This is a genomic window from Mycobacterium sp. 4D054, assembly GCF_052245755.1.
Lineage (GTDB): Bacteria > Actinomycetota > Actinomycetes > Mycobacteriales > Mycobacteriaceae > Mycobacterium.
Window position 1 is genome coordinate 1 of sequence record NZ_JBQQCF010000003.1, and the last position, 23,523, is coordinate 23,523.

General features: G+C 64.2%; 20 protein-coding genes. 18 read left to right on the plus strand and 2 right to left on the minus strand.

The features are described 5' to 3' along the window. Positions 1–87: 87 nt before the first annotated feature. Positions 88–363, minus strand: a complete 276-nt coding sequence (locus ACTWP6_RS03110; protein WP_443186779.1) for a hypothetical protein — start codon at positions 361–363, stop codon at positions 88–90. On the opposite strand from ACTWP6_RS03110, the gene ACTWP6_RS03115 reads away from it, so the two are divergent. The 16 genes from ACTWP6_RS03115 (at position 347) to ACTWP6_RS03190 (ending at position 20,653) form a co-directional block, all read left to right on the plus strand. After that, the gene (locus ACTWP6_RS03115) at positions 347–1,840 is read left to right on the plus strand and encodes a hypothetical protein (RefSeq protein WP_443186780.1); all 1,494 of its coding nucleotides are present in this window, start codon (positions 347–349) and stop codon (positions 1,838–1,840) included. The genes ACTWP6_RS03110 and ACTWP6_RS03115 overlap by 17 nt on opposite strands. A gap of 797 nt (positions 1,841–2,637) precedes the next feature. After that, positions 2,638–3,414 (plus strand): glycosyltransferase family 2 protein, encoded by a 777-nt coding sequence (locus tag ACTWP6_RS03120; protein WP_443186781.1) that lies wholly within the window; start codon positions 2,638–2,640, stop codon positions 3,412–3,414. Between the two features lie 178 nt (positions 3,415–3,592). Then, complete coding sequence (locus ACTWP6_RS03125) at positions 3,593–4,744, plus strand: glycosyltransferase family 4 protein (protein WP_260755320.1); 1,152 nt, start codon at positions 3,593–3,595, stop codon at positions 4,742–4,744. 110 nt (positions 4,745–4,854) lie between these two features. Next, positions 4,855–6,744 (plus strand): hypothetical protein, encoded by a 1,890-nt coding sequence (locus ACTWP6_RS03130; RefSeq protein WP_260755318.1) that lies wholly within the window; start codon positions 4,855–4,857, stop codon positions 6,742–6,744. Next, positions 6,741–7,937, plus strand: coding sequence for a hypothetical protein (locus tag ACTWP6_RS03135; RefSeq protein ID WP_443186782.1), 1,197 nt, complete (start codon positions 6,741–6,743; stop codon positions 7,935–7,937). Before ACTWP6_RS03130 ends, ACTWP6_RS03135 begins: the two co-directional genes overlap by 4 nt. Then, entirely contained in the window at positions 7,934–9,274 is a 1,341-nt protein-coding gene (locus ACTWP6_RS03140; RefSeq protein ID WP_443186783.1) for a lipopolysaccharide biosynthesis protein, read from the plus strand. Before ACTWP6_RS03135 ends, ACTWP6_RS03140 begins: the two co-directional genes overlap by 4 nt. After that, complete coding sequence (locus ACTWP6_RS03145) at positions 9,271–10,623, plus strand: glycosyltransferase family 4 protein (protein ID WP_443186784.1); 1,353 nt, start codon at positions 9,271–9,273, stop codon at positions 10,621–10,623. Before ACTWP6_RS03140 ends, ACTWP6_RS03145 begins: the two co-directional genes overlap by 4 nt. Positions 10,624–10,625: 2 nt before the next feature. After that, positions 10,626–11,405, plus strand: coding sequence for a polysaccharide deacetylase family protein (locus ACTWP6_RS03150; protein ID WP_443186785.1), 780 nt, complete (start codon positions 10,626–10,628; stop codon positions 11,403–11,405). Further along, positions 11,402–12,658 carry a nucleotide sugar dehydrogenase gene (locus tag ACTWP6_RS03155; protein WP_260755313.1) on the plus strand — a complete coding sequence of 419 codons (1,257 nt, stop codon included), beginning with the start codon at positions 11,402–11,404 and terminating at the stop codon, positions 12,656–12,658. The genes ACTWP6_RS03150 and ACTWP6_RS03155 overlap by 4 nt, the downstream gene beginning before the upstream one ends. Beyond that, on the plus strand, positions 12,642–13,679 hold the full coding sequence (locus tag ACTWP6_RS03160; protein WP_443186786.1) for a glycoside hydrolase family 113: 1,038 nt from the start codon (positions 12,642–12,644) through the stop codon (positions 13,677–13,679). Before ACTWP6_RS03155 ends, ACTWP6_RS03160 begins: the two co-directional genes overlap by 17 nt. Before the next feature lie 363 nt (positions 13,680–14,042). Continuing rightward, on the plus strand, positions 14,043–14,918 hold the full coding sequence (locus ACTWP6_RS03165) for a hypothetical protein (protein WP_443186787.1): 876 nt from the start codon (positions 14,043–14,045) through the stop codon (positions 14,916–14,918). A gap of 145 nt (positions 14,919–15,063) precedes the next feature. After that, on the plus strand, positions 15,064–16,575 hold the full coding sequence (locus ACTWP6_RS03170) for a hypothetical protein (RefSeq protein ID WP_443186788.1): 1,512 nt from the start codon (positions 15,064–15,066) through the stop codon (positions 16,573–16,575). A gap of 3 nt (positions 16,576–16,578) precedes the next feature. After that, positions 16,579–18,150 carry an acyl-CoA ligase (AMP-forming), exosortase A system-associated gene (locus ACTWP6_RS03175; protein ID WP_443186789.1) on the plus strand — a complete coding sequence of 524 codons (1,572 nt, stop codon included), beginning with the start codon at positions 16,579–16,581 and terminating at the stop codon, positions 18,148–18,150. Further along, positions 18,147–19,373 carry a pyridoxal-dependent decarboxylase, exosortase A system-associated gene (locus ACTWP6_RS03180; RefSeq protein WP_443186790.1) on the plus strand — a complete coding sequence of 409 codons (1,227 nt, stop codon included), beginning with the start codon at positions 18,147–18,149 and terminating at the stop codon, positions 19,371–19,373. Before ACTWP6_RS03175 ends, ACTWP6_RS03180 begins: the two co-directional genes overlap by 4 nt. A 42-nt stretch (positions 19,374–19,415) precedes the next feature. Continuing rightward, complete coding sequence (locus ACTWP6_RS03185) at positions 19,416–20,327, plus strand: hypothetical protein (protein WP_443186791.1); 912 nt, start codon at positions 19,416–19,418, stop codon at positions 20,325–20,327. A 65-nt stretch (positions 20,328–20,392) separates the two neighbouring features. After that, complete coding sequence (locus tag ACTWP6_RS03190) at positions 20,393–20,653, plus strand: acyl carrier protein (protein WP_443186792.1); 261 nt, start codon at positions 20,393–20,395, stop codon at positions 20,651–20,653. Here ACTWP6_RS03190 and ACTWP6_RS03195 read toward each other — a convergent pair. Next, positions 20,650–21,594 carry a hypothetical protein gene (locus tag ACTWP6_RS03195; RefSeq protein WP_443186793.1) on the minus strand — a complete coding sequence of 315 codons (945 nt, stop codon included), beginning with the start codon at positions 21,592–21,594 and terminating at the stop codon, positions 20,650–20,652. The genes ACTWP6_RS03190 and ACTWP6_RS03195 overlap by 4 nt on opposite strands. A gap of 318 nt (positions 21,595–21,912) precedes the next feature. On the opposite strand from ACTWP6_RS03195, the gene ACTWP6_RS03200 reads away from it, so the two are divergent. Then, positions 21,913–22,587 carry a hypothetical protein gene (locus ACTWP6_RS03200; protein ID WP_260755304.1) on the plus strand — a complete coding sequence of 225 codons (675 nt, stop codon included), beginning with the start codon at positions 21,913–21,915 and terminating at the stop codon, positions 22,585–22,587. A 118-nt stretch (positions 22,588–22,705) separates the two neighbouring features. After that, the gene (locus ACTWP6_RS03205; RefSeq protein ID WP_443186794.1) at positions 22,706–23,512 is read left to right on the plus strand and encodes an aspartyl/asparaginyl beta-hydroxylase domain-containing protein; all 807 of its coding nucleotides are present in this window, start codon (positions 22,706–22,708) and stop codon (positions 23,510–23,512) included. Positions 23,513–23,523 lie beyond the last annotated feature (11 nt).

Below are 23,523 nucleotides of genomic sequence, written 5' to 3' on the forward strand. Positions count from 1 at the left end.
CGCCTGATGCACCGCCTCGGACGCATTCCGCCGGCCGAAGCCGAAGCCCGCTACTATTCCCAACTCGTGACCGGTAGACCGGCCGGATCACAGAAACCTGAGGGTGCATGAAACCCGGGACGGTTCAGTGGCGAGCAAGGCCCAGTACGAGGACGCGATCAAAGCTGTCACGTTCTCCACGACCGAGGGCGGGATCGCCCGTGGGATCTCCATCCACGTCACCGACGACGTGCAGGTGCGCAGTGTGGTTCCGGGTTCGGCCACAGTGACGGTGATCGGATTACCGCCGACCGTGACAGCGTTCGGCACACCGTTCTTCCGGTTGGGCGGGTCGCCGGTGAAGGTGGTGTCCGCGGTGGACATCAGTGATCTCGACTCGGACAACCTCTCCGGCGCCACGATCCTCATAGCGTCCGCCTATCAGGCTGGCGATGTCCTCAATTACGCTGCCCCAAGCGGTAGTTTGATCATCGGCACCTGGGATGCCGGAACCCGGACGTTGACGCTGTCCGGGGTGGCAAGCAAGGCCCAGTACGAGGAAGCCATCAAGGCCGTCACATTCACGACGAATCAGGGCGGCCTGTCACGAGGCATCCAGATCCACGTCATCGACGAAACCAGCGTCAAGTCCTTGGTGCCGGCATCTGCAGTGGTCAATGTGGTGGGATTGCCTCCGTCGGTGACGACCATCGGAGCCCCGACGTACACCATCGGTACAGCGCCGGTGAAATTGTTGTCGTCTGTCAGCATCGCCGATGCGGATTCCGACTACATGTCGAAGGCAGAGGTCAAGATCGTCTCGCTGGGTCAGTCCGGTGACCGTCTGGATTACGTTGTGGCCGCCGGAAACCCGATCACGGCAACATGGAACGCTGCCAGTCGGACACTCACGCTGTCAGGAGTCGCGACCAAGGCCCAGTATGAGCAGGCCTTGGAGGCCGTCACGTTCTCCGCGACTGGGGGAGCGGGACTGGTCCGCGGTATCTCGGTGACGGTCACGGACGACACCGACGTCGACAGTGTGCTACCCGGTGGCGCGACAGCCAACGTTCGGTACTCGCTACCGCCGTCGGTGGTGACGGTCGGTTCGCCGACGCACACCATCGGAACAGAACCGGTCAAGTTGCTGTCGTCGGTCACAATCACCGATGCCGATTCGGAGGTGTTCTCCTCGGCACGCGTGACTATCGAAACCCTTGCACAGAGCGGAGATACGCTCGGCTATCTCCGGCCGGCCGGAAGTCCTATCACCGCGTCGTGGGACGGCTCCAGCAAGACTCTGACGTTGACCGGGCCGGGGACCAAGGCTCAATACGAAGAAGCGCTCCGATCGGTCACTTTCTCCGGCACAGGCGGTGTCCTGTTGGTCAGAGGCATCTCTGTATCAGTGACGGACGAAACAGGGGTGAGTAGTTCTGGCGTGCTCAACGGCATTGCGACTGCATCAGTTCGGGAGAACTCCGCCCCGGGACTGTGGATTACCGGTGGTAGGTCCTACGACCGCAACGACCCGCCGATGAACCCAGTCGTAACGCTCGACATCAGCGATGACCTCGGCATCCTGACGGGGGCCACCCTGAAGGTCACTGCGTTTGTCCAGCCGAATGACACCCTCGGTTACGTGCAGCCCGCCGGCAATCCGGTGACCGCGTTCTGGGATTCAGGTTCCAAGACCCTGACCTTGTCAGGGACTGCAACGGTGGAGCAGTACGAGCAGGCGCTGTGGGCAGTGACGTTCTGGGCGAATCAGGGCGGGTGGACCACCCGCACCATCGCTGTCACTGTGACGGACAACGGAGGCAAGAGTGCGTCGGGGGCAATGACGGTTTCGGTGTGGTGACCGTCGCCAGCTCGAGGCACGTGGCGAGGGCGATCAGGTCATCGGCGGCCTTGATGACCTAGCCGAATCCCTGTTCGGTAATCAACCGCTGACAGCACGTGTTCGACTTGTCGCGCGAAACCTCGATAGAAGACCGCGGGGATGCTGTGGGTCGGTGCGTCGCGTGTTTTGCTGCTGGCAATCGTCCGGCGCCGTTACCGCCGTGTCTGTCCCGGCAAGGTGCAGACCGGGAGGCAAGGCTGAGTCCGCTCGATGCGCCAAGAGCGTTCGACCGCCTGAGAGCAACTCTGTTCGCCAACTTCCGTTGGGTCGGGATTTCCGATTCCTGAGCGTCGAACGGAAGTAGACGCTGCCATTCAGCAAACGGCTTAACCGCGGCTGCCCGGGGCCTGGCCAATGCGGGTTGCCTCCGAACGTGCAGGTCACGAATGCATTCCTGGCGCAGACTGCCATAATCGCTTCAGCGATGGCTCGAAGTATCGCTAGCAAACACGCAGCTAATATTGATCGCGCGGCTTATTGACTATGCAAACAGTCGGCGCCTGCTGGGCTAAAAAGTGCCATAAGCAGTGTTGCAGGCCACATTTCTTGGTGCTAGCGTCAGGTCCGTCACGGGGCGAATAAGCGGTCGAGTTCGTTAACAGCTAATTCATTGGTCTTCACTGAAATCGCAGGCCAATGCGCAGGGGGCGGGTATGGCGGGGCATATTTCAAATAACGGGCATAGCGGGGCGGCGCCTGTCGCGCACTCAGCCAATCGCAGCGTTCACGTCCAGGACGTTGCCCACATCGGGAACGTGCACAAGCGCGAGAGGGTGCCGGAGTCGGCTACGTCCCTAACTGTCAGCCTTGTCATTCCAGTCAAGAATGAGGCGCGAAACATCGCCTGGGTCCTGAATCAGATCGACGACGACATCGACGAAGTAATTCTCGTCGACGGGAACTCCACCGACGCCACCCTGGTCACTGCGCGACGCTGCCGCCCGGACATCAAAGTGGTGTCTCAGAAGGGCGTCGGCAAGGGCGATGCGCTGAGGGCCGGCTTCCTGGCTGCCGCGGGCGACGTCATCGTGATGATGGATGCGGACGGCAGCATGACGCCCGACGAGATAACCCACTATCTGCATTTCCTGGCCAACGGCTACGACTTCGTCAAGGGTTCTCGATTCATCTCCGGGGGTGGATCTTTGGACATCACCAGCTTCCGGCGGATGGGCAACCGCTTCCTTCTCGGCGTCTTCAACTCGCTTTATCGCACTGACCTGACGGACTTGTGCTACGGCTTCTGCGGCTTCCACCGGCGCTACCTGGATGTGCTGGCTCTGTCTGCGACCGGCTTCGAGATCGAGGCCGAGATGGTGGTCCGCGCGATGCAGGCCGGCCTGCGCGTTGCTGAGGTGCCGAGCCTTGAGCTCCCGCGTCGTGCCGGCAAGTCAAACCTTCATTCGGTACGGGATGGCATCAGAGTGCTGCGGACGGTACTGCGAGAGCACCGGTCCGGGCTGAGCGGTCGAGTCGTGCAATCAGTCCGCAGGCAGGTCAGCTCCGGCAAGCGCGTCGGGATAACTGCGTGATTGACGGGCGCGCTTGGGGGAGCGGGCCCGTCACCTCAGGAGCTCGGCCGGGGGGTGGATCAATGCCTAGTAGACGGACTTGTCCAACGCTGAGCGCTGGGTCTTTCCTACAGAGCCGGGCGAGCGTCGAGCAGAAGAAACGTATAGGCCGACGTCCAGGCCGACAAGGAGCGGGGGCATGACGAAGTCCGCGTTGCGGGTTGGGATTCTCGTCCCACGTTTCGCGCCTTTCCGGGGAGGCATCGAAACCTACGTGGCTTCTGCGGCCGCCGCGCTGGCAGCAGAAGGTGCAGAGGTCACCGTCGTCACCCAGGCGCCGCGTAGCGCCGCCCTGCCGAGACGGGAGCTGCTCGACGGATACGCCATCGAGCGTCACCCGCTTCCGCTCGGAGACGTTTTCGATGTATCTGCGCCTGCGGCGGCGCGCGCCGCAGCCATACCGGGGCGCTTCGACGTCGTCTGGTTGCACAGTTACCACACTCCGCTGGCATGGCTGGGCGCTGAGCGAACCACGGCGCCAGTGGTTCTCACTCCGCACTACCACGGTGTCGGACACACCCGTGTACGTCATGTGCTCCACTACGCCTACCGGCCTGCCGGTCGTCGGCTCATGGCGGCGAGTCGACGCGTAGTCGTCGACACGCAAGCTGAAGCGAGACTGGTTCTTCGAGACTTCGCCGGCCGGGTATCGGCGGACAAACTCGTGATCATCCCGCCGGCCGTCGCGAAACCCAGACTCGGCCTGCCGCTACCGTGCGCAGATCGACGCGTCGTGTTGACCGTCGCCCGGCAGGAAACGTACAAGCGCACCGACCTTCTGATTCGTGCGATCGCGCAGCTGCGTGACCACGGCGAGCCCGCGCATCTAGTGGTGGTCGGAGACGGTGCCGCCCTCGGCTCGCTGCGAGCCCTCGCCGCTGCGCTCAACGCAGACCGGGCAGTGACTTTCACCGGATTCGTGGACGAAAAGACACTCGGGGATTGGTGGGCGTCGGCATCCCTGTACGCCACAGCAAGTCAACAGGAGGCGTACGGGATCGGACTCGCCGAAGCACTGCTCTCAGGGCTGCCGGTGGTGGCAAGCGACATTCCTGCCCATCGAGAGGTCGCCGAGCGTGCGGGAGAGCGCGCTGCCGTCCGTCTGTGTGCGCACACCGACTCTGATTCCGAGGCGGCCTCGCGCTATGCCGAGGCGATCGTTCGAATGTTGTCGACCCCCGGTTCGCGCACGCAGCGCGCCTCCGAGTGTGCGTTGCCGCAATGCGCCGAGGTGGCACAGCAGTTACTCGAGACACTTGCAGAAGTCAGCCAGATTGCGAGTCGGGTGTGACGACAACGCTGGACACGGTCCCAGAGTCTGAACCGGCCCGGCCGTCGGCCCCTAAATGCCGCACGGATCGGGCAGGATCGAACGCACATCGACTCCGTATCGCTCTGGCTGTGGTGATGCCGGCCGTCGGCGGAGCCTTGATCGTTTTCTCCCACCACCATGCCGCGGGTTTGGAGCAGCCCGACAACCTGATGTTCGCCCTGTACTGGGCCGGCTTCCTGGGCGGCATGATGCCGCTCGTCTGGCTGGCCTGCGCACGCCGCACCGCCGGCGCGATCCGGGCCCTCGCCCTGATCGGCATGGGCTTGTACAGCATGGTGCCGAGGGTGCTGCACTTCGCGCAGCCCGTGGGCTCCGACGAGTACATCCACTTGCGGCAGGCCATGGAGACCTACATCAACGGCGATGTCGGCCACACCGTCAAACTGTTGCCGATCACCAAGGAGTTCTTCGGTCTTCATCAGGTTGCCAGCGCCTTCGCCCATCTTGGCGAAGTCCCCCTCTGGTTCGCCGCAATGGCCGTGGTGGTCCTGGCGCACATCCTGTCCCTGCTAGGGATCTACCAGCTCGTCCGGATGGTGAATGTCCCTGCCAACGGGGCGGCGGTCGGCGCGGTCGTCTATTCGCTGAACCCTTCCTGGATGTACTTCAACGTCGCCTTTTCGTACGAGAGCCTGGCCTCACCGCTGATCGTGTGGTGTCTGGCGGCGACCGTCGCCGCCGGCCGCGGCACGCAACGACCGGCCATCAGGGCGATCGCGGGCGCGGTGCTGGTCGTGGCCGTGGTGCCGATGATGCACCATCTCAGCACGATCATGCTCCTGCTGATTTTGATGGTGCTCATCGGCACCAGGCTCGTGCCCTGGTTTCCCCGAGTGGCGGCCGGCACCCTCGAGGCCCGGCGGGAGCGGATCTGGCCGCTGGTGCTGATCTGGTGCTGTCTGATGGCGTCGATTGCGTATTGGTGGACCGGCAAATACGAATGGCTGATCAACTACCTCGGGCCTGCGCTGAGCGAGGGTTACGCACAGCTGCAACGGATCCTCGAAGGTGTCAGTAAGTCCACCAGCGGTCAGCGGTCGCTGTTCGCCAACGCCCAAAACCCGATGTACGAGATCATCAGTGGTTACCTGTTCCCCGTCGTGACGTTGGGGTTGTTCCTGTGGGCTCTCGCGGTTCTATGGCGCAACCGGCGCCGGATCGGCTCCACGCCATGGGCATTCGCGGTGGTCGGGGCGATGTTCTTCGGGAGCATGCCGATGTTGCTGACTGCGGGAGGCGCCGAGGGCGCACATCGATCATGGGGGTTCAGCTTCATCGGGATCGCGGTCGTGTGCGGCTTCGCGTGGTCTTTCGGGCCGCGGACCCCTGGCGTGCTGGCCGCCAGATGGTCGCGGGCGGCACTCACATTGGCCCAGCCCCGTTTCCGGGTCAGCGCTGCGGTCGCCGTCTACATAGTCCTGGTTTTCGGGGGCGCTGCGCTGGGTGTCAATGTGTCACACCGGTTCCCGGGCAGCGCGAACGTCGGCGATGACGCCCGAGCGGCGTCCAACGAGGGCCGAGCAGTAGCTGATTGGTTCGCGACACACGTGCCGGCCGACACCCCGGTAATGGCTGACAGGTACGTCTCAACCCTGGTCGGTTCGATCGGGAGAATGTCTGCTTTGCGACCCAGCAAGACGTTTCCCATCTGGGAGATGTACATGAGTCCGGGCCCGGTACGTCCCGAGGTGCTCAAGCAGATATGGGATTCCAAGATCGGATTCTTCGTGGTCGACTCCAGGATGGCGACCACCATCCCGAAGAGCGGTACTTGGTTTGTGAAGGATGAGCCGGGACGCGGCGCCAACACGGTGGTGCCGCAAGCGGCTCTCGACCGATTCAACTGCCTGCCATGGCTCAAGGGTGTGTTCGCAGCCGGGACGCTGACGGTGTACGGGGTCGACCGCGGTGCCCTCAGTCGCACAAAAGCCGTCAGCTGCGAGGTGCCGGCGACATGAGCGTCACCTATCGGACGGACGACGAGGCGGCGGGTCCGTCCGTGCAACACTCACGGGACGAGGAACTGGACCAACCGGCCGCGCAGAGCCGCCTCCTGCGGCGCGCGCGACACCGCCGGCAGCTTGCGGATTCACAGCGCCGCCTGACGCCGAGGTCGAGGGACAGATTACGACTCCTCGCGTGGTCGCTCTTCGGCATCGGCTGTCTGCTGACAGCGCAATGGATCCAACCGGAACACGGTTCACTGTTCGCGCCGCCTTCATTGTTCGCACCACCCGCCGATGTCGTCGGTTGGGCATCGCTGCTGTGCGGTGTCACCGGACTGTGGCTGGTTCCCGGGGTGTGGTTGTCGGCGCTCGTCGCACGCACCGGGGCTGGTCAGCCGGCGTGGCTGGGTACTCGCATCGCGACGACGCTGATCTGGTACGCGGTGCTCGGACCTGTCATCCACCGTTCCGGAGAGGGAGCCAAGGTCACCACGGGCGGCCTGCTCATCGCGACCGTCGCAGCGACCACCGCCGTACTGATCGGTGTGGCGCTCGGCCTGTCGCGGTGGCCCTCCCGGCGGTGGATTCGCGTTCTCATACCGGCCATCGTCGGGACCGTGGGCGCGCACGCCGCGATCTGGGTGTGGATGCGGGTCTGGACATCTGACATGAACTACGAGCACATCCGGCGGCTGGACTGGCTGATCGTGCTCTGCGGCGCACTGCTCGTGACCCTCGGGACGCTGAGCAAGCCCAAGCTGCCCGCGGTCACGACGAAGCGTCAGCTCGTCCAGATCGTGGCGGCATTCGCCGTGGTGGCTGCGGCCTTCGGCGCGATCCAGCTCACGAGCGCAATCTGGTCCCCGGCGCAGCGGATGCCGTCGGTGATCAGCGCGGAGCAGATTACGGCGCCGGCCGGCGCGGACCTGGCATTCGCACTGAACGCGATCGGCCCGGAGGGGGGCCGTCTCTTCGAGCGTGCCGACTTCACCGTCGCCGACGCGACCGGGCGCCCGGTGCCCGCTTCCAGCCGGATCGAAGCTTCGGAGACCTCGGCGACCCAAGCGACGCTGAACGTCGTGTTGGACCCCAATGCCCGTCCGATGCTGTGCACCTCGGGCCAGACCGCCAAACTGACCGTGCGTGACCAGGTGTCGGGCATGCAGGTGCAAGCGATGTTCCCGGACAGTTGGTGCGCCCGATGAGTACCGAGCGCACGCCGAAGTCCCGTGGTCTGGTGGGAAATAGCTTCGCCCTCCTCGCCCTCACCAATGTCACGTCGGTCCTCGGCTTCGTCTACTGGACGCTGTGCGCACGCCACGTCTCTCCCGGCGCCATCGGCATCGCAAACACGGTGATCTCGGGGATCACGTTGGTCGCGATCGTCTGTGTTGCCGGTTTCCTGCCGTTCCTCACGCGACTTCTGCCCGGTGCCAGCTCGGACGACCGCAGCGGCCTGTGCAGCACAGCGTTCGTCGTCACCGCCATCGCTTCCGGAACGGTCGGCGCCGTCGGAGCGTTTCTCCTGCCTACCCGGGTGCACACCACAGTCGGCACCGGATGGCTCGTAGCGTTGCTGGTCACCGGTTCTGTGGCCACGGCGATGCAGATGGTGATCAATGCGTCATTGCTGGGTGTACGCCGGGCCGAATTCTCGCTGTACGCCAGTAGCGCAGGAGCCGTGCTACGGCTGGGCACCATCGCGTCGATGGTGACGCTCGGGGCACTGGCGGCAACCATCGACAGCGGCGCGACGCACACCATGCTCGTCATCTACGTGGCATCTCTGGTGGTCTCCGACACCATCGCCTTCGTACTGCTGCGCCGTGCCAACCCGGATTTCCGGTTCCGGCCTCGCATGGAGTGGTTGACACGCATCAGCCGGACAGTCGGCTGGGACCACGTCGCCGTGCTCGCGGTCCGGTCACCGGCGTTCATCATGCCGATCCTGGCCGCCGCGATATTTCCCGCCAGGCAACTCGGCCATTACGCCGTAACTGTGATGATCGCGAGCGTTTTCCTCGCTGTCTCTGCTGCGGTGTCCAATGCCCTGCTGGCCGACTGCGCCGGCGATCCCGGACGGCTCCAGGCGCAGGCACGACGCGCGATGCTCCTGATCGGAGTGCTTCTGGTCGTGCCCGTAACCGGTACCTGCGTATTCGCCAAGCAGGTGCTCGGCTTCTTCGGCAGCGAATACACCAGCTGCAGCACGCTGCTCATCGTGCTGCTGATGGCGACCTTCCCGGACGCGATGATCAACATCTCGATGTCGATCTTCCGAGTTCAGGGACGACTGCGCATCATCACCCTCTTGACCGTGACCCAGGCGATCATGATGGTGGGCGGGGCGTGGTTCCTGATGCTGCATACGGGCGTCATCGGCGCCGCCCTGGCCGCGGTGGTCGCGCAGACGATCACCGCGGCGGTATTCGCCGCGGTGGGCACACGCCGATTCCTCTTCGAGGCGCCGCCGGTCGCACCTCTGACGACGCCGGTCCCGACGCCCGATCCTCTCATCGCCGGGCGACAGGGGTTGCCATGACAAGTGGCCGGCTTCACGGGTTGCGCATCCTGCACGCGACCGACAGTTTCCTCCCCAACGTCGGGGGCCTGGAGCTGTCGATCCACGCACTGGCCCGCGAGCAGGTGCGGCACGGCCGTTCGGTAGCGGTGGTGGCGGCCGAGCACCCGGACGCGCCGGCCCGCGAAGACATGGACGGAGTGGAAGTGCACCGGCTGCCGATGGCGATGGCCCATCTTCCCGGCGCCTACGAGTCGACGACCCATCGGTTCTTCCCACCGGTTCCGGACCCCACGTTCGCGCATGCTTTCGCCCGCCTGGTTCGGCAGTTCCGCCCGGACGTCATCAACGTCCGTGGCTGGATTCTCTACAGCGTGCTCGGCACCGCCAGCCGCATGGGCATCCCGGTGGTAGCGAGCGCACACGATCACAGTCAGGTCTGCGCCACCAAGGTGATGCTGTATCGCGGCAAGAGCGTGTGTTCGGAACCGGGCCTGGTCAAGTGCATCGGTTGTGCCCATTCGCAATACGGCCTCAAGGGAATTCCGTTGGCCGCAGGCCTGCATCAATTGGGATCGCGACGGCACCGCGACGTCGCGCAGTGGACAGCCACGTCCTCTGCACTCGCAGCACGCGGTTCAGCGCCGCGCCCCGCAGACAGAGGGCCGATGACGGTGATCCCCACCTTCATCGACGATCAACTGATCGCGCTCGCCAACGACGAGCGGACCGAACAGCGACCCGGTTTCGTCCCGGCCGACGGGCCGTACATCTTCTACGCGGGCGCGCTCGGTGTCCACAAGGGCGTAGACGTCCTGCTCGATGCCCACAAACGCCTTCATGCCGATGGTTTCGACATTCCGCTGGTTCTCGCGGGCCTGCCCCGCAACGATTTCCCGATCGAGGACCGGCCCGGGGTGATCGTCGCGACCAACGTCGCGATGCCGGATGTGATCGCCGCGTGGCGACACGCCGTCGTCGGCGTCGTACCGAGCGTGGTTCCCGAGGGATTCGGGCGCGTCGCTGTGGAGTGTCTGGCCGCGGGTACCCCGTGCGTGGTCTCGGCCCTGGGCGGGCTGCTCGACATCGTCACAGACGAGGTCGAGGGGCTGCACGTGCCGCCGGGAGACGCGGAAGCGCTGGCCGGCGCCGTACGTCGCATCCTCGAGGACGAACCATTGCGGTTGCGGCTGGGGGCGGCCGGACCGGCCAAAGCCGCTCGCTTCACGCTGTCCCAGGTGATGCCCCAGCTCGACGAGGTGTATCTGCGAGCCCTGGACGCCAACGCAGCCGTCACCAACCCCGAACCAACGCCATTGTTCACCAGTGGATTTCGACCGAGTCGGCCCTACGATAGAGAAGAGATCTGAGCATGACCGCGTCCATCGCCGGAGGCACCTCCACATCCCGCGAGCTGAACACCTTTCCGCTGGTGTGGATGTATCACTCAGTCGCACCGTACGACGAAGATCCATACCAGGTGACCATGACTCCGCAACGGTTCGAGAGACAGATGCGCTGGCTCCGCCGAAGGGGGCTGCGGGGCGTCTCGATGCGCGAACTCCTCGAGGCCAGGGCGGAGGGCCGGGCACGCGGGCTCGTCGGCTTGACATTCGACGATGGCTATCAGGACTTCATCCCCAATGCGCTGCCGGTGCTGCAGCGACACGGTTACACCGCAACGCTTTTCATTCTCGCCGGACGGCTCGGCGGGCAGAACGAGTGGAGCCGGCCCGGGCCGAACAAGGCGCTGTTGACCGCCGACGAGGTGAAACAGATCGCGGAGGCCGGCATGGAGATCGGATCGCACGGCCTCAAGCACATCTCGTTGGTGAAGACGGACGACGAGATGCTGAGATCGGAGGTTGTCCAAAGCCGAGAGATCCTGCAGGAGTTGCTCTCTGGCGATGTTCCGGGGTTCTGCTATCCGTATGGCTACCTGGATGCGCGCGTCGTCGAGGCGGCGCGCGCCGCAGGCTACGACTATGCCTGCGCGGTGCAGGCCGGCACCGAGATCAGTCGCCACGCGATCCCCCGGACGTCCGTGCTCGCGAAGGACACGTCGTGGCGACTCGAGGCCAAGCGGGCCGTCTCACTGCTCACGGTCGGTAACCGTCATGGCGTCCGGCGGTACCGAGGAGGTCGCTCGTGAAAGTCGCGGTTGTCGGCCAAGGCTACGTAGGCCTACCGCTGTCGGTCCGAGCGGCGCAGGTCGGCCATCATGTGGTCGCATACGACATCGACGAGAACCGGATGAAGCGGCTGCTGGTCGGGGCTTCCTACATCGAAGACATCTCCGACGAGGAATTGGACGCGATCTTGGCGGCCGGCACATTCCACCCGTCGTCGGACGCCAGCGCGTGCGAGGGCTTCGACGTCGCAATCATCGCTGTTCCGACACCGCTGCGCGAGGGTGTGCCTGACTTGCGCTACATCGAGGAGTCCGCGCAGACACTCGCGCGCTATCTGCGGCCCGGTGCGACCGTCATCGTGGAGTCCACGACGTATCCCGGGACCACCCAGGAGCTGGTCGCCCCGATTCTCGAGGACGGCTCCGGTCTGATCGCGGGCAGCGACTTCCACCTCGGGTTCAGCCCCGAGCGCATCGACCCGGGCAATGCCACCTGGACGCTGGTCAACACACCGAAAATCGTCTCGGGGGTCGACGAGGCCTCGCTGGCATCCATCCAGGGGTTCTACGACACGATCGTGGACACCACCGTCCCGGTCGCCTCACCACGCGAGGCCGAACTGGCCAAGTTGCTGGAAAACACCTTCCGGCACGTCAACATTGCGCTCGTCAACGAGATCGCGATATTCGCGCATGAGCTCGGCATCGACGTCTGGGAAGCGATCGACGCTGCCGCGACGAAGCCGTTCGGGTTCATGCGCTTCACACCCGGCCCAGGCGTCGGCGGCCACTGCCTGCCGATCGACCCCTCGTATCTGTCCTGGTGTGTGGAACGCACCCTCGGTCACAATTTCCGGTTCGTCGAGTTGGCCAATGACATCAATGAACACATGCCCGACCACGTGGTGCGCCGCGTCACGATGGCGCTGAACGACCAGCAGCGTTCGGTGAACGGGTCGCGGATCCTGCTACTGGGTCTGTCCTACAAGAAGAACACCGGCGACGCGCGCGAGTCTCCGTCGGTGCGGGTGGCACAACTGCTCGCCGGGATGGGCGCCGAGGTTCGCGGCGCCGACCCCTACGTGGTCGAGACCACCTCTGTCGACGGGCTGCTGATGCGCGTCGAAGTCACCAAGGACGAACTCGCCGCGGCCGACGCCGTCGTGCTGCTGACCGACCACGATGCGTTCGACTACGACGCGGTCGTCGAGCACTCGAAACTCGTCCTTGACTGCCGCCATCGAATAGGAGGCCCGCGTGTCGAACATCTCTGAATGGCGGCGACCAGCACAGCGGGCCAAGGCGGTGGCGATTTGCCTGGCGGTCATCGCAGTGCTGGCCATGTCGCTCGGCTGCAAGTCTTCGGATGCCGAAGTGCCCGCCGGACAACAGCGAGGGTTCGCGTTGCCGACCTGGGAGGTGACCGGCTACGACGGACCGGGAGTCGAACAGTCCCTGAGGGAGATTCGTGCGCTGGGCGCAAACTGGGTTCAGTTCACGCCAACCTGGTATCAGGCGACGCCCAGCTCCAGCGACATCTACCGAACGGACAGGACGGTCAGCGACTCCGGGCAGGAGCGGGCGATCACGCTGGCTCACCAACTGGGGCTGAAAGTACTGCTCAAACCTCACCTCAATCTGACACCGCAGGGCAGCAACAAGATTGCCGCGCAGGACCGTCCGGCGTGGTTCGCCTCGTATACCGCTTTCATCACCCACTACGCGACCATGGCGCAGCGCCTCGGGGTCGAGCAGTTCGCCATCGCCACCGAGCTGGCCATGATGACCGACGACCGACCGGGATGGCTGGGAGTGATCCAGGCAGTGCGGGAACGGTACGGCGGCCAACTGACCTACGCGTCGAGCACCGACTGGGAGCGGGTCCCGTTCTGGGACGCCCTCGATCTGATCGGCCTGGACGTCTACGCGCCCCTGAGCGCGACGCCCACAACGGATGTACAGGCGCTACAGCAGGCCGTCGAGTCCTTCACCCCCCGTATCGCGGCGCTGTCGGCCAAATACAACCGCAGGATCCTGTTCACCGAGGCCGGTTACACCAGCCAGCAGGGGACCGCGACGGACCCGTCCAGCTGGCGCATCAGCAAGATACCGGCGCAGGCGGAACAGGCGGCGGCGTATCAAGCGCTGCTCGCGGCCGCCAGCGGCCAGCCGTTCTGGGCCGGGGTCTTCTGGTGGGTGTGGGCGACGCCGCCGCACACCGAAGCCGAACCGCTGGACTTCTCCCCGCGCGGTAAGGAAGCAGAAGGGGTCATACGCCGGTGGTGGGCAACATGAGGGCGAAATCCCGCCCGGTGGACCACAATTCTCGCCGCGGAGTGGCTGATTACGTCCCATGCAGATCGTGAAATGCTCAACTGATCACCACAGCGGGCCTTGAGCCCTATCGTCGAAATAGGAACTAGATCCGGGGGGACGACTACAGATTGTGACGACCATCGATTCACATTCATCGGCAGTCCGGCGTTCATCATCGAGTCGACGGCGGCTCGGGCGCGTCAACTCGCTGCTCGCAGGTGTCGCCGTCGCCTTCACGGTCTCTTCGTCACCAGGCTCACCGCCACCACCTGCTCCGAGGCGCTGGGCGGGAGTGCCTCGGTACGCAGTGAGGTAGGAGCACCCACGGTGTCCAATTCTGTCGTGTCAAATGTTCCTGACCTCGAGGTCAAGCCGATCACCGATGCCGACGTCCGGACGGTTGCCGAGTTCTTGCACACCGAGTTCTTGAACCTCGGCGTCGCGAGAACTAGACCCGTCACCGATTGGCTACGTGCGATGAATCCGCCATGGGCCGTCGAGCAGCCCAACCACGGCTACCTGCTGCGCGAAAGCGGGCGAGTCGTCGGAGTGCATCTCGCGCTGTACTCGGAACGCGTCATCGACGACCACGTGCGACGTATCTGCAACCTCGGTGTGTGGTGTGTTGCTGAACCGCACCGCGCGTCCGGAATGCGCCTGCTCCGATCGTTGCTCCGCCAAAAGGGTTACAACTTCACCGATCTCACCCCGAACCCGAACGTGGTGACATTGAACTCTCGCCTGGGATTCGTTGCGCTCGACACCACCACGGTGTTGGTGCCCAACCTGCCCTGGCCATTGTGGTCGCGACGGGTCCGGGTCATCGACGCCAAGGACGAGATCGATGTCCTGCTCTCGGGACAGGACAAGCGGATCTACCACGACCACAGGGCGACAGCTGCGCATCACGTCGTGCTCACCGATGGCGATCAAAGCTGCTATGTCGTGTACCGGCGTGAGCGGTACAAGCATCGCTCGGTGCTTGCCATGGTCCTCTATGTGGGCAACGCCGAGATGTTCGGACGCTGGGCACCGCATTTCCACCGATACCTGTTGTTGAGGCAAAGGATTCTGGCAACGCTGTTGGAGGTCAGGATCGTGGGGCAGTGCCCGGCGCGAGCGATCTCGGTAGCCGGGCGGCCGAGAATGTATCTCGGCGACGATCTGGAACCGGGCCAGATCGACTATCTCTACAGCGAATTGACGTGTCTGGAATGACTCGATCAGATGGGTTCGCCCGCGACACTCGGCTGCGAGGTAGCGCACGTCCGCTCGATGCGGGGGACCCGCGCGTTTCACGTAGGCGGCCGCCATGCGCCTGAGGATCACCTGTGCACCCAGCCTCCCGCCGTTGGCGTGGTGTGTGAGGCTCGGTCGCGGCGATGTCGAACTTCTGTGCGGCACCAGCGTCGAGGTCCGTGACGACGGTTTCTTCGAAGGAGCGTGGGCAGGCGACGCGCACTCGTTCGAATTCGCCGATGCCGTCGACGTGTTCGGGTCGGGCGGCCGGATCGCCGGAGATGATCTGATCGTCGTGCCCCCGAGTCACACCCTGGAGCGGATCCAGTACATCAGCCGCGGCGACGAAATCCTGATCTCGAACTCGCTGGTGTTCCTCCTGACGGCCGCCCGCGCAGAACTCGATCCGCGCCATGCCCGCTACGCGACCGACTTCGCCGCGATCATCCACGACGGCATCCGCGCGTTCGACACTGTCATCCCCGTCCGCTTCAGCGGGGATTCGGGGCTGCCCAGCGGCGAAGCGCACCTCGTGTACGTGCACAACGTGCGCTTCCATCACGACGGCCGGATCACCTTTCTGGACAAGTCCGCGGGGCAGCCGTACCAGACGTACGACGAGTACGTGGCGCTGATCACCGACGTCCTGCAGCGGACGGTCCGCAACGCCGCGGCGCCGTGGCGTTCAGTGGCGTATTCACCGCTGGCGTCCGTATCCTCCGGCTACGACTCCCCGGCAGTGGCAACCCTGGCCCGCCGCGCCGGCTGCAAGAAGGCCTTCACCTTCACCCATGCCCGCACCCGGGGCGGCCATCCGGAGGACGACTCCGGGAAACCGGTCGCGGCGGTTCTGGGCTACGAACTCGAGGAGTTCGACCGGGAGGCGTATCGCGAGGCCGGTGACTTCCCCGAGGCGGAGTTCCTCGCGACCGGTATGAGTGGTGAGGACTTGAACATGGCCGGGTTGGCGACCGACATCGGTCGGACGGTGTTCTTCAGTGGCCACTATGGTGGCCGCGTCTGGGACCTGCATACCTACCCCGACGAATTGCTGCGCCGAGGGGACATGAGCGGCGCATCGATGAACGAGTTCCGGCTCCGCACGGATTTCGTCCACGTGCCCGCACCGTTCATCGGCGCACGCCGACACCCGAAGCTCCTCGAGATCGCCCAGAGCGATGTGATGCGGGCATGGTCGACCGGAACCGCCTACGACCGCCCCGTTCCCCGTCGGATCGCCGAGGATGCGGGTGTGCCCCGGGCCGCCTTCGGTCACAAGAAGCGAGCGACCACCGCCCTGCTGCACGTACCGGGGGACTCCGCGTGGACCGAGCGTACGCGGGACGCCATTCGCGAATACGCACGGGCGCAACACCTTCCACTACGCACCCGGCTGACCTACCTACTCGACGCGGCAGCCGAGTCGTCGCGTTCCTTCGCCTACCGCGTGGCGCGCAGGCTGAATCTGCTGCGACTCACGCCGGCCCTGGCCGTCAGACCACTGGAGATCCACAGCCACACGCGTCTCGGACCCCTACCGACACTCTGGGCGATCCAGTGCATCAATCCGCGCTACGGTGCCGCGGTCGAGTCATGGCGGGAGACGCTGTCGTCCCCTCCCGCCACCGCGAGGTGAGCTGTGCTGACGAATCTTCATCATCTGGTCGAGGGCCGTGCGTCATCCTGTCCCGATGCGCCGGCCGTGACATTCAAGACGGCGACGCTCACCTACGGCGAGTTGTGGTCGCAGATCCGGGACGTGGCAGCCGGCTTCGCCGAGATCGGTGTCGAACGAGGGCAGCGCGTCGCGGTCTACCTCGACAAGAGGATCGAGACGGTCACGGCCATCTTCGGCGCGTCCGCGGCGGGGGGCGTGTTCGTGCCGATCAACCCGTTGCTGCGGCCCGCGCAGGTCGGCCACATCCTGCGGGACTGCGACGTCCGTGTCCTCATCACCACTGCCGATCGGTTCGCCCTGTTGGTCGACGAGCTCGCAGCGTGTCCGGCTCTCGAGGATGTCGTGCTGGTGGCTGCGCGGACCGAAGAACCTGAAACCGGCGCGCGCCTCCAATCGCGAAGCTGGGAACGGTTGCTCGCCGCACCTCGCGCACCATCCGGCCCGGCCGCCCCCACCGACCTCGACATCGCGGCCATCCTCTACACCTCCGGTAGCACGGGCCGTCCCAAAGGCGTGGTCCTCAGCCACCGCAACCTGATCGCCGGCGCGGAAAGTGTGTCGACCTACCTGGAGAACTCGGCGGACGACGTCCTGCTGGCCGCGTTGCCGCTGAGTTTCGATGCCGGCTTCAGCCAGCTGACAACGGCCTTCGCGGTGGGTGCCCACGTGATCCTGACGAACTACCTGCTGCCCGGCGATGTGCCCAAGCTGTGCGCGCGGCACCAGGTGACCGGCTTGACATGCGTACCACCGCTATGGATCCAGATCGCCGAGCAGAACTGGCCGGACGACGCCAGAACCTCGTTGCGGTATTTCGCGAACACCGGGGGGCGGATGCCCAAACCCGTCCTCGACCGGTTGCGGGAGGTGTTCCCGACCGCCAGGCCGTACCTCATGTACGGCCTCACCGAGGCCTTCCGGTCGACCTACCTCGATCCCGACCAGATCGACCATCGGCCCGGTTCCATCGGCAAGGCCATTCCGGGTGCCGAGATCCTCGTGGTCCGACCCGACGGATCGACGTGCGACCCGGGCGAAGAGGGTGAACTCGTCCATCGTGGACCACATGTGGCGCTGGGCTACTGGAACGACCCAGCCCGCACCGCGGAACGTTTCCGGCCGGTACCTGGACGCGACGAGCCCTGGCGCACACCGGAACTCGCGGTCTTCTCAGGTGACACGGTGGTCACCGACGCTGAGGGGTTCCTGTATTTCGTCGGCCGCCGCGACGACATGATCAAGACCTCCGGCTACCGGGTCAGCCCGACCGAGATTGAAGAAGCCGCCTACGCCACCGGCCTGGTCCGCGATGCGGTCGCCCTCGGCGTCGAGGACCCCGCGCTGGGAGAACGGGTGCTGCTGGTGGTGGCGCCGACCGCCGAGGACTTCGCCGCCGATGCACTCCTTGACGCGATGAGATCCGGGCTGCCGCTCTATATGGTGCCGGGCTCCGTCGTGGTTCGGTCGGAGATCCCCCGCTCGCCCAACGGCAAATTCGACCGGTCGGCGCTGCGCGAGGAGTTGACCACATGAACCTGCGCCCGACGATCGCGGCCTTCGGCACCGTCGACGGCCAACTCGCGGTCGGTGGCACGCCGCTTGACCGCCTCACCGCCCGCGTCGGATCGACGCCGTACTTCGCCTACGACCGCCGCCTGTTGAGTGAGCGCATCGCCGCTCTGCGCGCGACACTTCCCTCGGCGATGCATCTGAGCTATGCGGTGAAGGCGAACCCGATGCCCGCAGTCGTGCAACACCTCGCCGGCCTGGTCGACGCGCTGGATGTCGCGTCGACACTGGAGATGCAGACCGCCCTGGACACGCCGCTGTCTGCGGACCGCATCAGCTTCGCCGGACCGGGCAAGACCGCAGCCGAAATCACCCAGGCGGTCGCGGCGGGCGTGACCATCGAGATGGAATCAACCACCGAAGCGCGACGTGTCATCGAGGCTGGCGAAACGGTGGGGGTGCGCCCGCGAGTCGCGATCCGGGTGAATCCCGACTTCCAGGTGAAGGGTTCGGGAATGCGCATGGGCGGGGGCCCTCAGCAGTTCGGTGTCGACGCCGAACAGGTGCCCGAGTTGCTCGACCTGGTCGATACCGCCGATCTCGAGTTTCTCGGCTTCCACGTGTTCGCCGGTTCGCAAAACCTGAACGCCGAGATCCTTTGTGAGGCACAGCAGAAGACGGTGGAGCTCATCCTCGGGCTGGCTGACAAGTCGCCCACCCCGGTCCGGTACGTCAACCTGGGTGGCGGCTTCGGCATCCCTTACTTCGACAAGGACTCCCCCCTCGACCTGGGCGCGATCGGGACGAACCTGACCAATCTGGTCCAGGACCGTATCGGGCCGCAACTGCCGGATGCGAAGGTGGTGATCGAGCTCGGCCGCTACATCGTGGGGGAGTCCGGCATCTACGTCACCCGGGTCGTCGATCGCAAGGTGTCCCGTGGCCGCACCTATCTCGTCGTCGACGGCGGTATGCACCACCAACTGGCTGCATCCGGGAACTTCGGCCAGGTGATCCGCCGCAACTATCCCATCGCTGTGGGCAATCGCCTCACCGAAAGCCCGGACTCGGAGGTGACGGTGGTCGGATGCCTGTGCACCCCGCTGGACCTGTTGGGCGACAATGTCCAGCTCCCGAACGCCGACATCGGCGATTCGATCGTGCTTTTCCAGGCAGGCGCCTACGGTCTGACCGCAAGCCCGACCGCATTTCTGGGCCATCCAGCTCCCGTCGAGATACTTGTATAGCAGGATGAAATGAGAGATTTCCTAGCCAACAGAGGGTTCCCGATGGAGGACCTCGAGAGGCATCCTGTCTACAAGTTCGCGGGAAAGATCTACCACGACCAGATCCTCGGGACCATGATCAGGATCAAGTACCGGACGAAGAATCTCCGGAAGAGATTCGAGCAGGACCATCGGCCCACCACCATCTTGTTCCATCCGGACAAGCCTGATTACTCCCAGATCCTGTACAAGATCTCTCATTCGCTGGGTCTGACGATGACGTCGAGGACTGCCACGCGTCCAGATGTGGTGGTGTCCTTCGAGGATGTGACCAAACGACGCCACAATCCACTGCTCGCAGAGTTGTCCAACCACCACTTCGTGGTGAATCAGCACTGCAACGACATCAGCAAGACCAAGGTGGAGCAGGTCTTTCGGGAAGTTTTCGGCTACGGCACATTCGTCGACCCTCGCACGTACCAGGGTTTATGCGTCATGAAGTCCGACGACAACGCGATGCACGACGGAACACTCATCGAATGTCCCACGGCCACAACACGAACAGATGTTGTCTACCAGCGAGTGATCAACAACACGAGCAGAGATCAGGTCGTCGATATCAGAGTTCCGATTGTGGGCGGCTCGATACCGCTCGTCTACTGGAAGTTCCGCGATGCCAGAACCCGGTTCAGCAATCGCAACGATCGCGTGAAGTTGGGATCCCCCGAGTCCGCCTTCTCAGACCGTGAATCGGTGCTGATCCAGCTTTTCGCGAAGAATCTGGGCCTGGATTTCGGTGAGCTCGATATCCTCAGGGACGTCGATGACGGCCAGATCTACATCGTCGATGTGAACAACACTCCGTGCGGCCCGCCCAACCATCTCGGCAAGGCCGAGAGCAAGCAGGCGGTGAAACTTCTGAGCGCCAGTTTCAATGACGAATTCGTCCGCAGGGCACCGACCCGAGATGTCTGATGGCATAACCCCGCGACCGGGCGCCGCCAGGTTTCGCACAACCCGTTGGAGGAGGAAACAGTTCGATGAACTACAGCACGGAGACTCTGGAACGCGTGAAGGTGGTGCTCGTGAAAACCCTGGCGATCCAGGATCGCGCCGGCACCCTCGACGCGTCCACCGAATTGTTCGGCAGCATGCCTGAACTCGATTCGATGGCGGTTGTCGCCCTCTCGGTCAATCTTGAGAGAGAATTCGACTTCCAGATCGACGACGAGGACTTCACGGGGGACGTCTTCGAGACGATCGGCACTCTCGCCGAATTCGTCGAGCAGAGCGCGAACTAACTGCCGACCGCGTTCTCCGGGACGTGCGACGGGCCGGGTTTCGGTGCGTCGTGGTGGGGAAAGCGGCCTTGGAACTCGAAACAGGTCAGCTCGCTGTAGAGATAGTCGATCTGCGCCGGCTCAAGGTCATCGGACAAAAACATCTTCGCCGGACCCGCCACCAAGACCGATCTCGGCAGCCGGTGCCCCACCACCCTGATCTCGCCCAACGTAGCGGGTATTCCGCGCCGCAGCAGCAGGTAACGGTAGAAGTGCGGCGCACAGTCCCGAAAGACGTCGGGGTCGCCGACGTGCAGGATCGATGCGAACGTGGGTCGTCGCTTGATCCGGCCGTAGTCCAGCCGGAACATCACGTAACAACTCCGCTCACCCTTGGTGAGCACCACATGGTGAGCAGCGGCAGCCTGGGCGTGGTCGCGGTATATCGTCCGGTCTTGGCCGTGGAGCAAGTCCTCGATTCCTTTTGGGGTATCGACGACTCGCACCCTCCTCGACCACGCCGGCCACGGAATGTTGGGGGCCAGCGACTGCGTCGTGTCGAGTTGAGCGAACCCGAGGCGGGCGTTCAGCGCCACGATCTTGCGGTTCGGCGTCAGGTCGGTGAAGGTGTATCCCTTCTGGCGGAGCAACGTCCGCAGCAATCGCAAACCTGCTGCGCGGTGTTCTTCTGCGACGCACCAGGTCCCGAGGTTGCAGATCCGGTGGTGTCGGCCATCGATCGTTCGTTCGGAATACAACGCCAGATGCGCGCCGACGAGGCGCCCATTATCGCGCAGGAGGTAACCGTAGTTGGGTTGGACGAAATCCCACGTAATGGTCATCGCCCGACGCCAGTCGGCCGCTGACACTTCCGGCCCGATCCCGCTGTGCAGGAATTCAGCCACCTCGGGGATGTCAGCTTCGGTGATCGGCTCGACCTGTACTGGGCGGACCTCTGACATGTCGATACGGTACCGCAGCCCGGGTGAACAGCAACCAATGCCGAGTGCGTCCCCGGCGACGAGATTTCGCGTCGAAAGCGTTCGGGATGAGCCATTTTCCTATTGGCCGCCGATTCACCGCCTGAACTTTGCTGAGACGGAAACACCACGTGATGAGCCGTGATAGCGTCTCGCAACGTGGGGGCGTGGGTGCCGTCAGGGCCCACAGTCGTGGAGGGGGAGAACCGTGCGGCATGATCCGATTCCTGCAATTTGGGCGAACTTCGGTTGTCGGCCCGGCGTTGTTCAAGAGCGTCCCAGACACGGTGGCCCAACCGCATGAAGCGACTCCGGGAAAAGACCGCGATACTCATTGAGCTTCTGCGCACCCCGCGGGGACGCGCATGGCTCCGGCGGGCGCTGCGCAAGCGGTTTTGGTCAGATACGGTGTCGATTGGAATTGGCGACGACCTGAGCGTCCGTTTTCCTGCGCCGCCGGCGAAGATTCCGCTGGTCGTGCGAAAGCTCCAACCCGACGATGACCTCTCCTTGGTCGCCGACGTTCCGGGCCTCACCCCAGAGGTGGCCCGACATCGTGCAGACCAGCGTTGGCTGTTGAACTCCGACCTGCCTGCGCCCTGGGTCGCCATCGATCCCGAGGGAGCAGTGTGCTTTATCGCGTATCTGTTCACGGCGGAGGACAACCCCCGTATGCAGGCGCTTTGGGGCCCACTGGCTCCGGTGCTCAAGCCGGGCGAGGGGTTGGTCGAGGGCATCTTCACATCGGAGCGTCATCGTGGGATGGGAGTGTTCATGGATGCCGGTACCAAGATCATGGACGAAGCCCGCAAGCTCGGTCTGAAAACCGCGATCGGCGTCGCGGGCGAGAAGAACCTCGGGACGTTCAAAGTGGCCGAAAGCGCCGGATGGACGCGACAGTTCAAACGCGTCGAGCGCTGGCGCCTATTTCGCCAAAGCGTCAGCTTCGAACCCTTGGAGGGGGTTCCGGCGTGATCGGTTTATTTGCCCTTTCAATCACCGCGAATCACCGATTCACGATCGGCGTCAACATGTTTCGGTAAATGTGCCATTTATGGCCGAGTGAATCTGAGGCGGTGTTAGGGTCTGCGCGATGTCTGAAAAAGGGCGCTCAATTGTTCTCGGCAGGATCGCTGCCTGGGCATACGCGACGTTCGATCGGCTCCAAGCCCTGTTCGAACGTCTGCTGTTACGCGCGCCGTCCGGCCGTACCGAATTCTTTGATCCCTCGGATTTTCCGTGGATCGCTCAGGTCGAGGCACGGGCCGACGAGATTCAGGCCGAACTCGACGGCTTGCTCGCCCAGGTCGATAAGCTCCCCAACTTTCAGGACATCCAAGAGGAACAGCGCCAACTCACCCAGGACGACCGCTGGAAGGTATTCGCCTTCTATGCCTACGGCGGCCGTGCAGACGGCAACTGCAAAAGATGTCCGCGTACAGCCGAGATCGTGGAATCCATTCCCGGCATGACCACAGCGCTGTTCTCGGTCCTGCTCCCACACAAGCACATCCCACCGCACACGGGGCCGTGGAAGGGGGTGTTGCGCTACCACCTCGCTCTCCGCACTCCGGCCGACGAGACACTAGTCCGTATCCGCGTCGGCAGCAGTACCCAGCACTGGCGCGAGGGTCGAAGCATGGTCTTCGACGACACATTCGAGCACGAAGTCTGGAACGACAGCGAGGAGATACGTGTCGTCCTCTTCGTCGACTTCGTCCGGGAACTGCCTTGGTACCTAGCGATACCGAACCGCGCCTTCATCGGCGCCATTCGCAGGTCGCCGTATATCAGGCGGGCATTGGCCAACTCCGAAGCTTGGCAGGAGACGCTTGGCGCACAGATCACGGCCGACACCGGGAGGCACCCGACCGGCGACTCTGATACGCACGCTCGCTAGCACCCGGTTGC

What these genes read in the sequence shown, in the direction of transcription:
- ACTWP6_RS03180 (WP_443186790.1), top strand. Translation starts at nt 18,147, where the DNA reads ATGAACCTGCGCCCGACGATCGCGGCCTTCGGCACCGTCGACGGCCAA.
- ACTWP6_RS03110 (WP_443186779.1), bottom strand. Translation starts at nt 363, where the DNA reads ATGTCCACCGCGGACACCACCTTCACCGGCGACCCGCCCAACCGGAAG.
- ACTWP6_RS03145 (WP_443186784.1), top strand. Translation starts at nt 9,271, where the DNA reads ATGACAAGTGGCCGGCTTCACGGGTTGCGCATCCTGCACGCGACCGAC.
- ACTWP6_RS03205 (WP_443186794.1), top strand. Translation starts at nt 22,706, where the DNA reads ATGTCTGAAAAAGGGCGCTCAATTGTTCTCGGCAGGATCGCTGCCTGG.
- ACTWP6_RS03150 (WP_443186785.1), top strand. Translation starts at nt 10,626, where the DNA reads ATGACCGCGTCCATCGCCGGAGGCACCTCCACATCCCGCGAGCTGAAC.
- ACTWP6_RS03140 (WP_443186783.1), top strand. Translation starts at nt 7,934, where the DNA reads ATGAGTACCGAGCGCACGCCGAAGTCCCGTGGTCTGGTGGGAAATAGC.
- ACTWP6_RS03195 (WP_443186793.1), bottom strand. Translation starts at nt 21,594, where the DNA reads ATGTCAGAGGTCCGCCCAGTACAGGTCGAGCCGATCACCGAAGCTGAC.
- ACTWP6_RS03135 (WP_443186782.1), top strand. Translation starts at nt 6,741, where the DNA reads ATGAGCGTCACCTATCGGACGGACGACGAGGCGGCGGGTCCGTCCGTG.
- ACTWP6_RS03190 (WP_443186792.1), top strand. Translation starts at nt 20,393, where the DNA reads ATGAACTACAGCACGGAGACTCTGGAACGCGTGAAGGTGGTGCTCGTG.
- ACTWP6_RS03200 (WP_260755304.1), top strand. Translation starts at nt 21,913, where the DNA reads ATGAAGCGACTCCGGGAAAAGACCGCGATACTCATTGAGCTTCTGCGC.
- ACTWP6_RS03185 (WP_443186791.1), top strand. Translation starts at nt 19,416, where the DNA reads ATGGAGGACCTCGAGAGGCATCCTGTCTACAAGTTCGCGGGAAAGATC.
- ACTWP6_RS03125 (WP_260755320.1), top strand. Translation starts at nt 3,593, where the DNA reads ATGACGAAGTCCGCGTTGCGGGTTGGGATTCTCGTCCCACGTTTCGCG.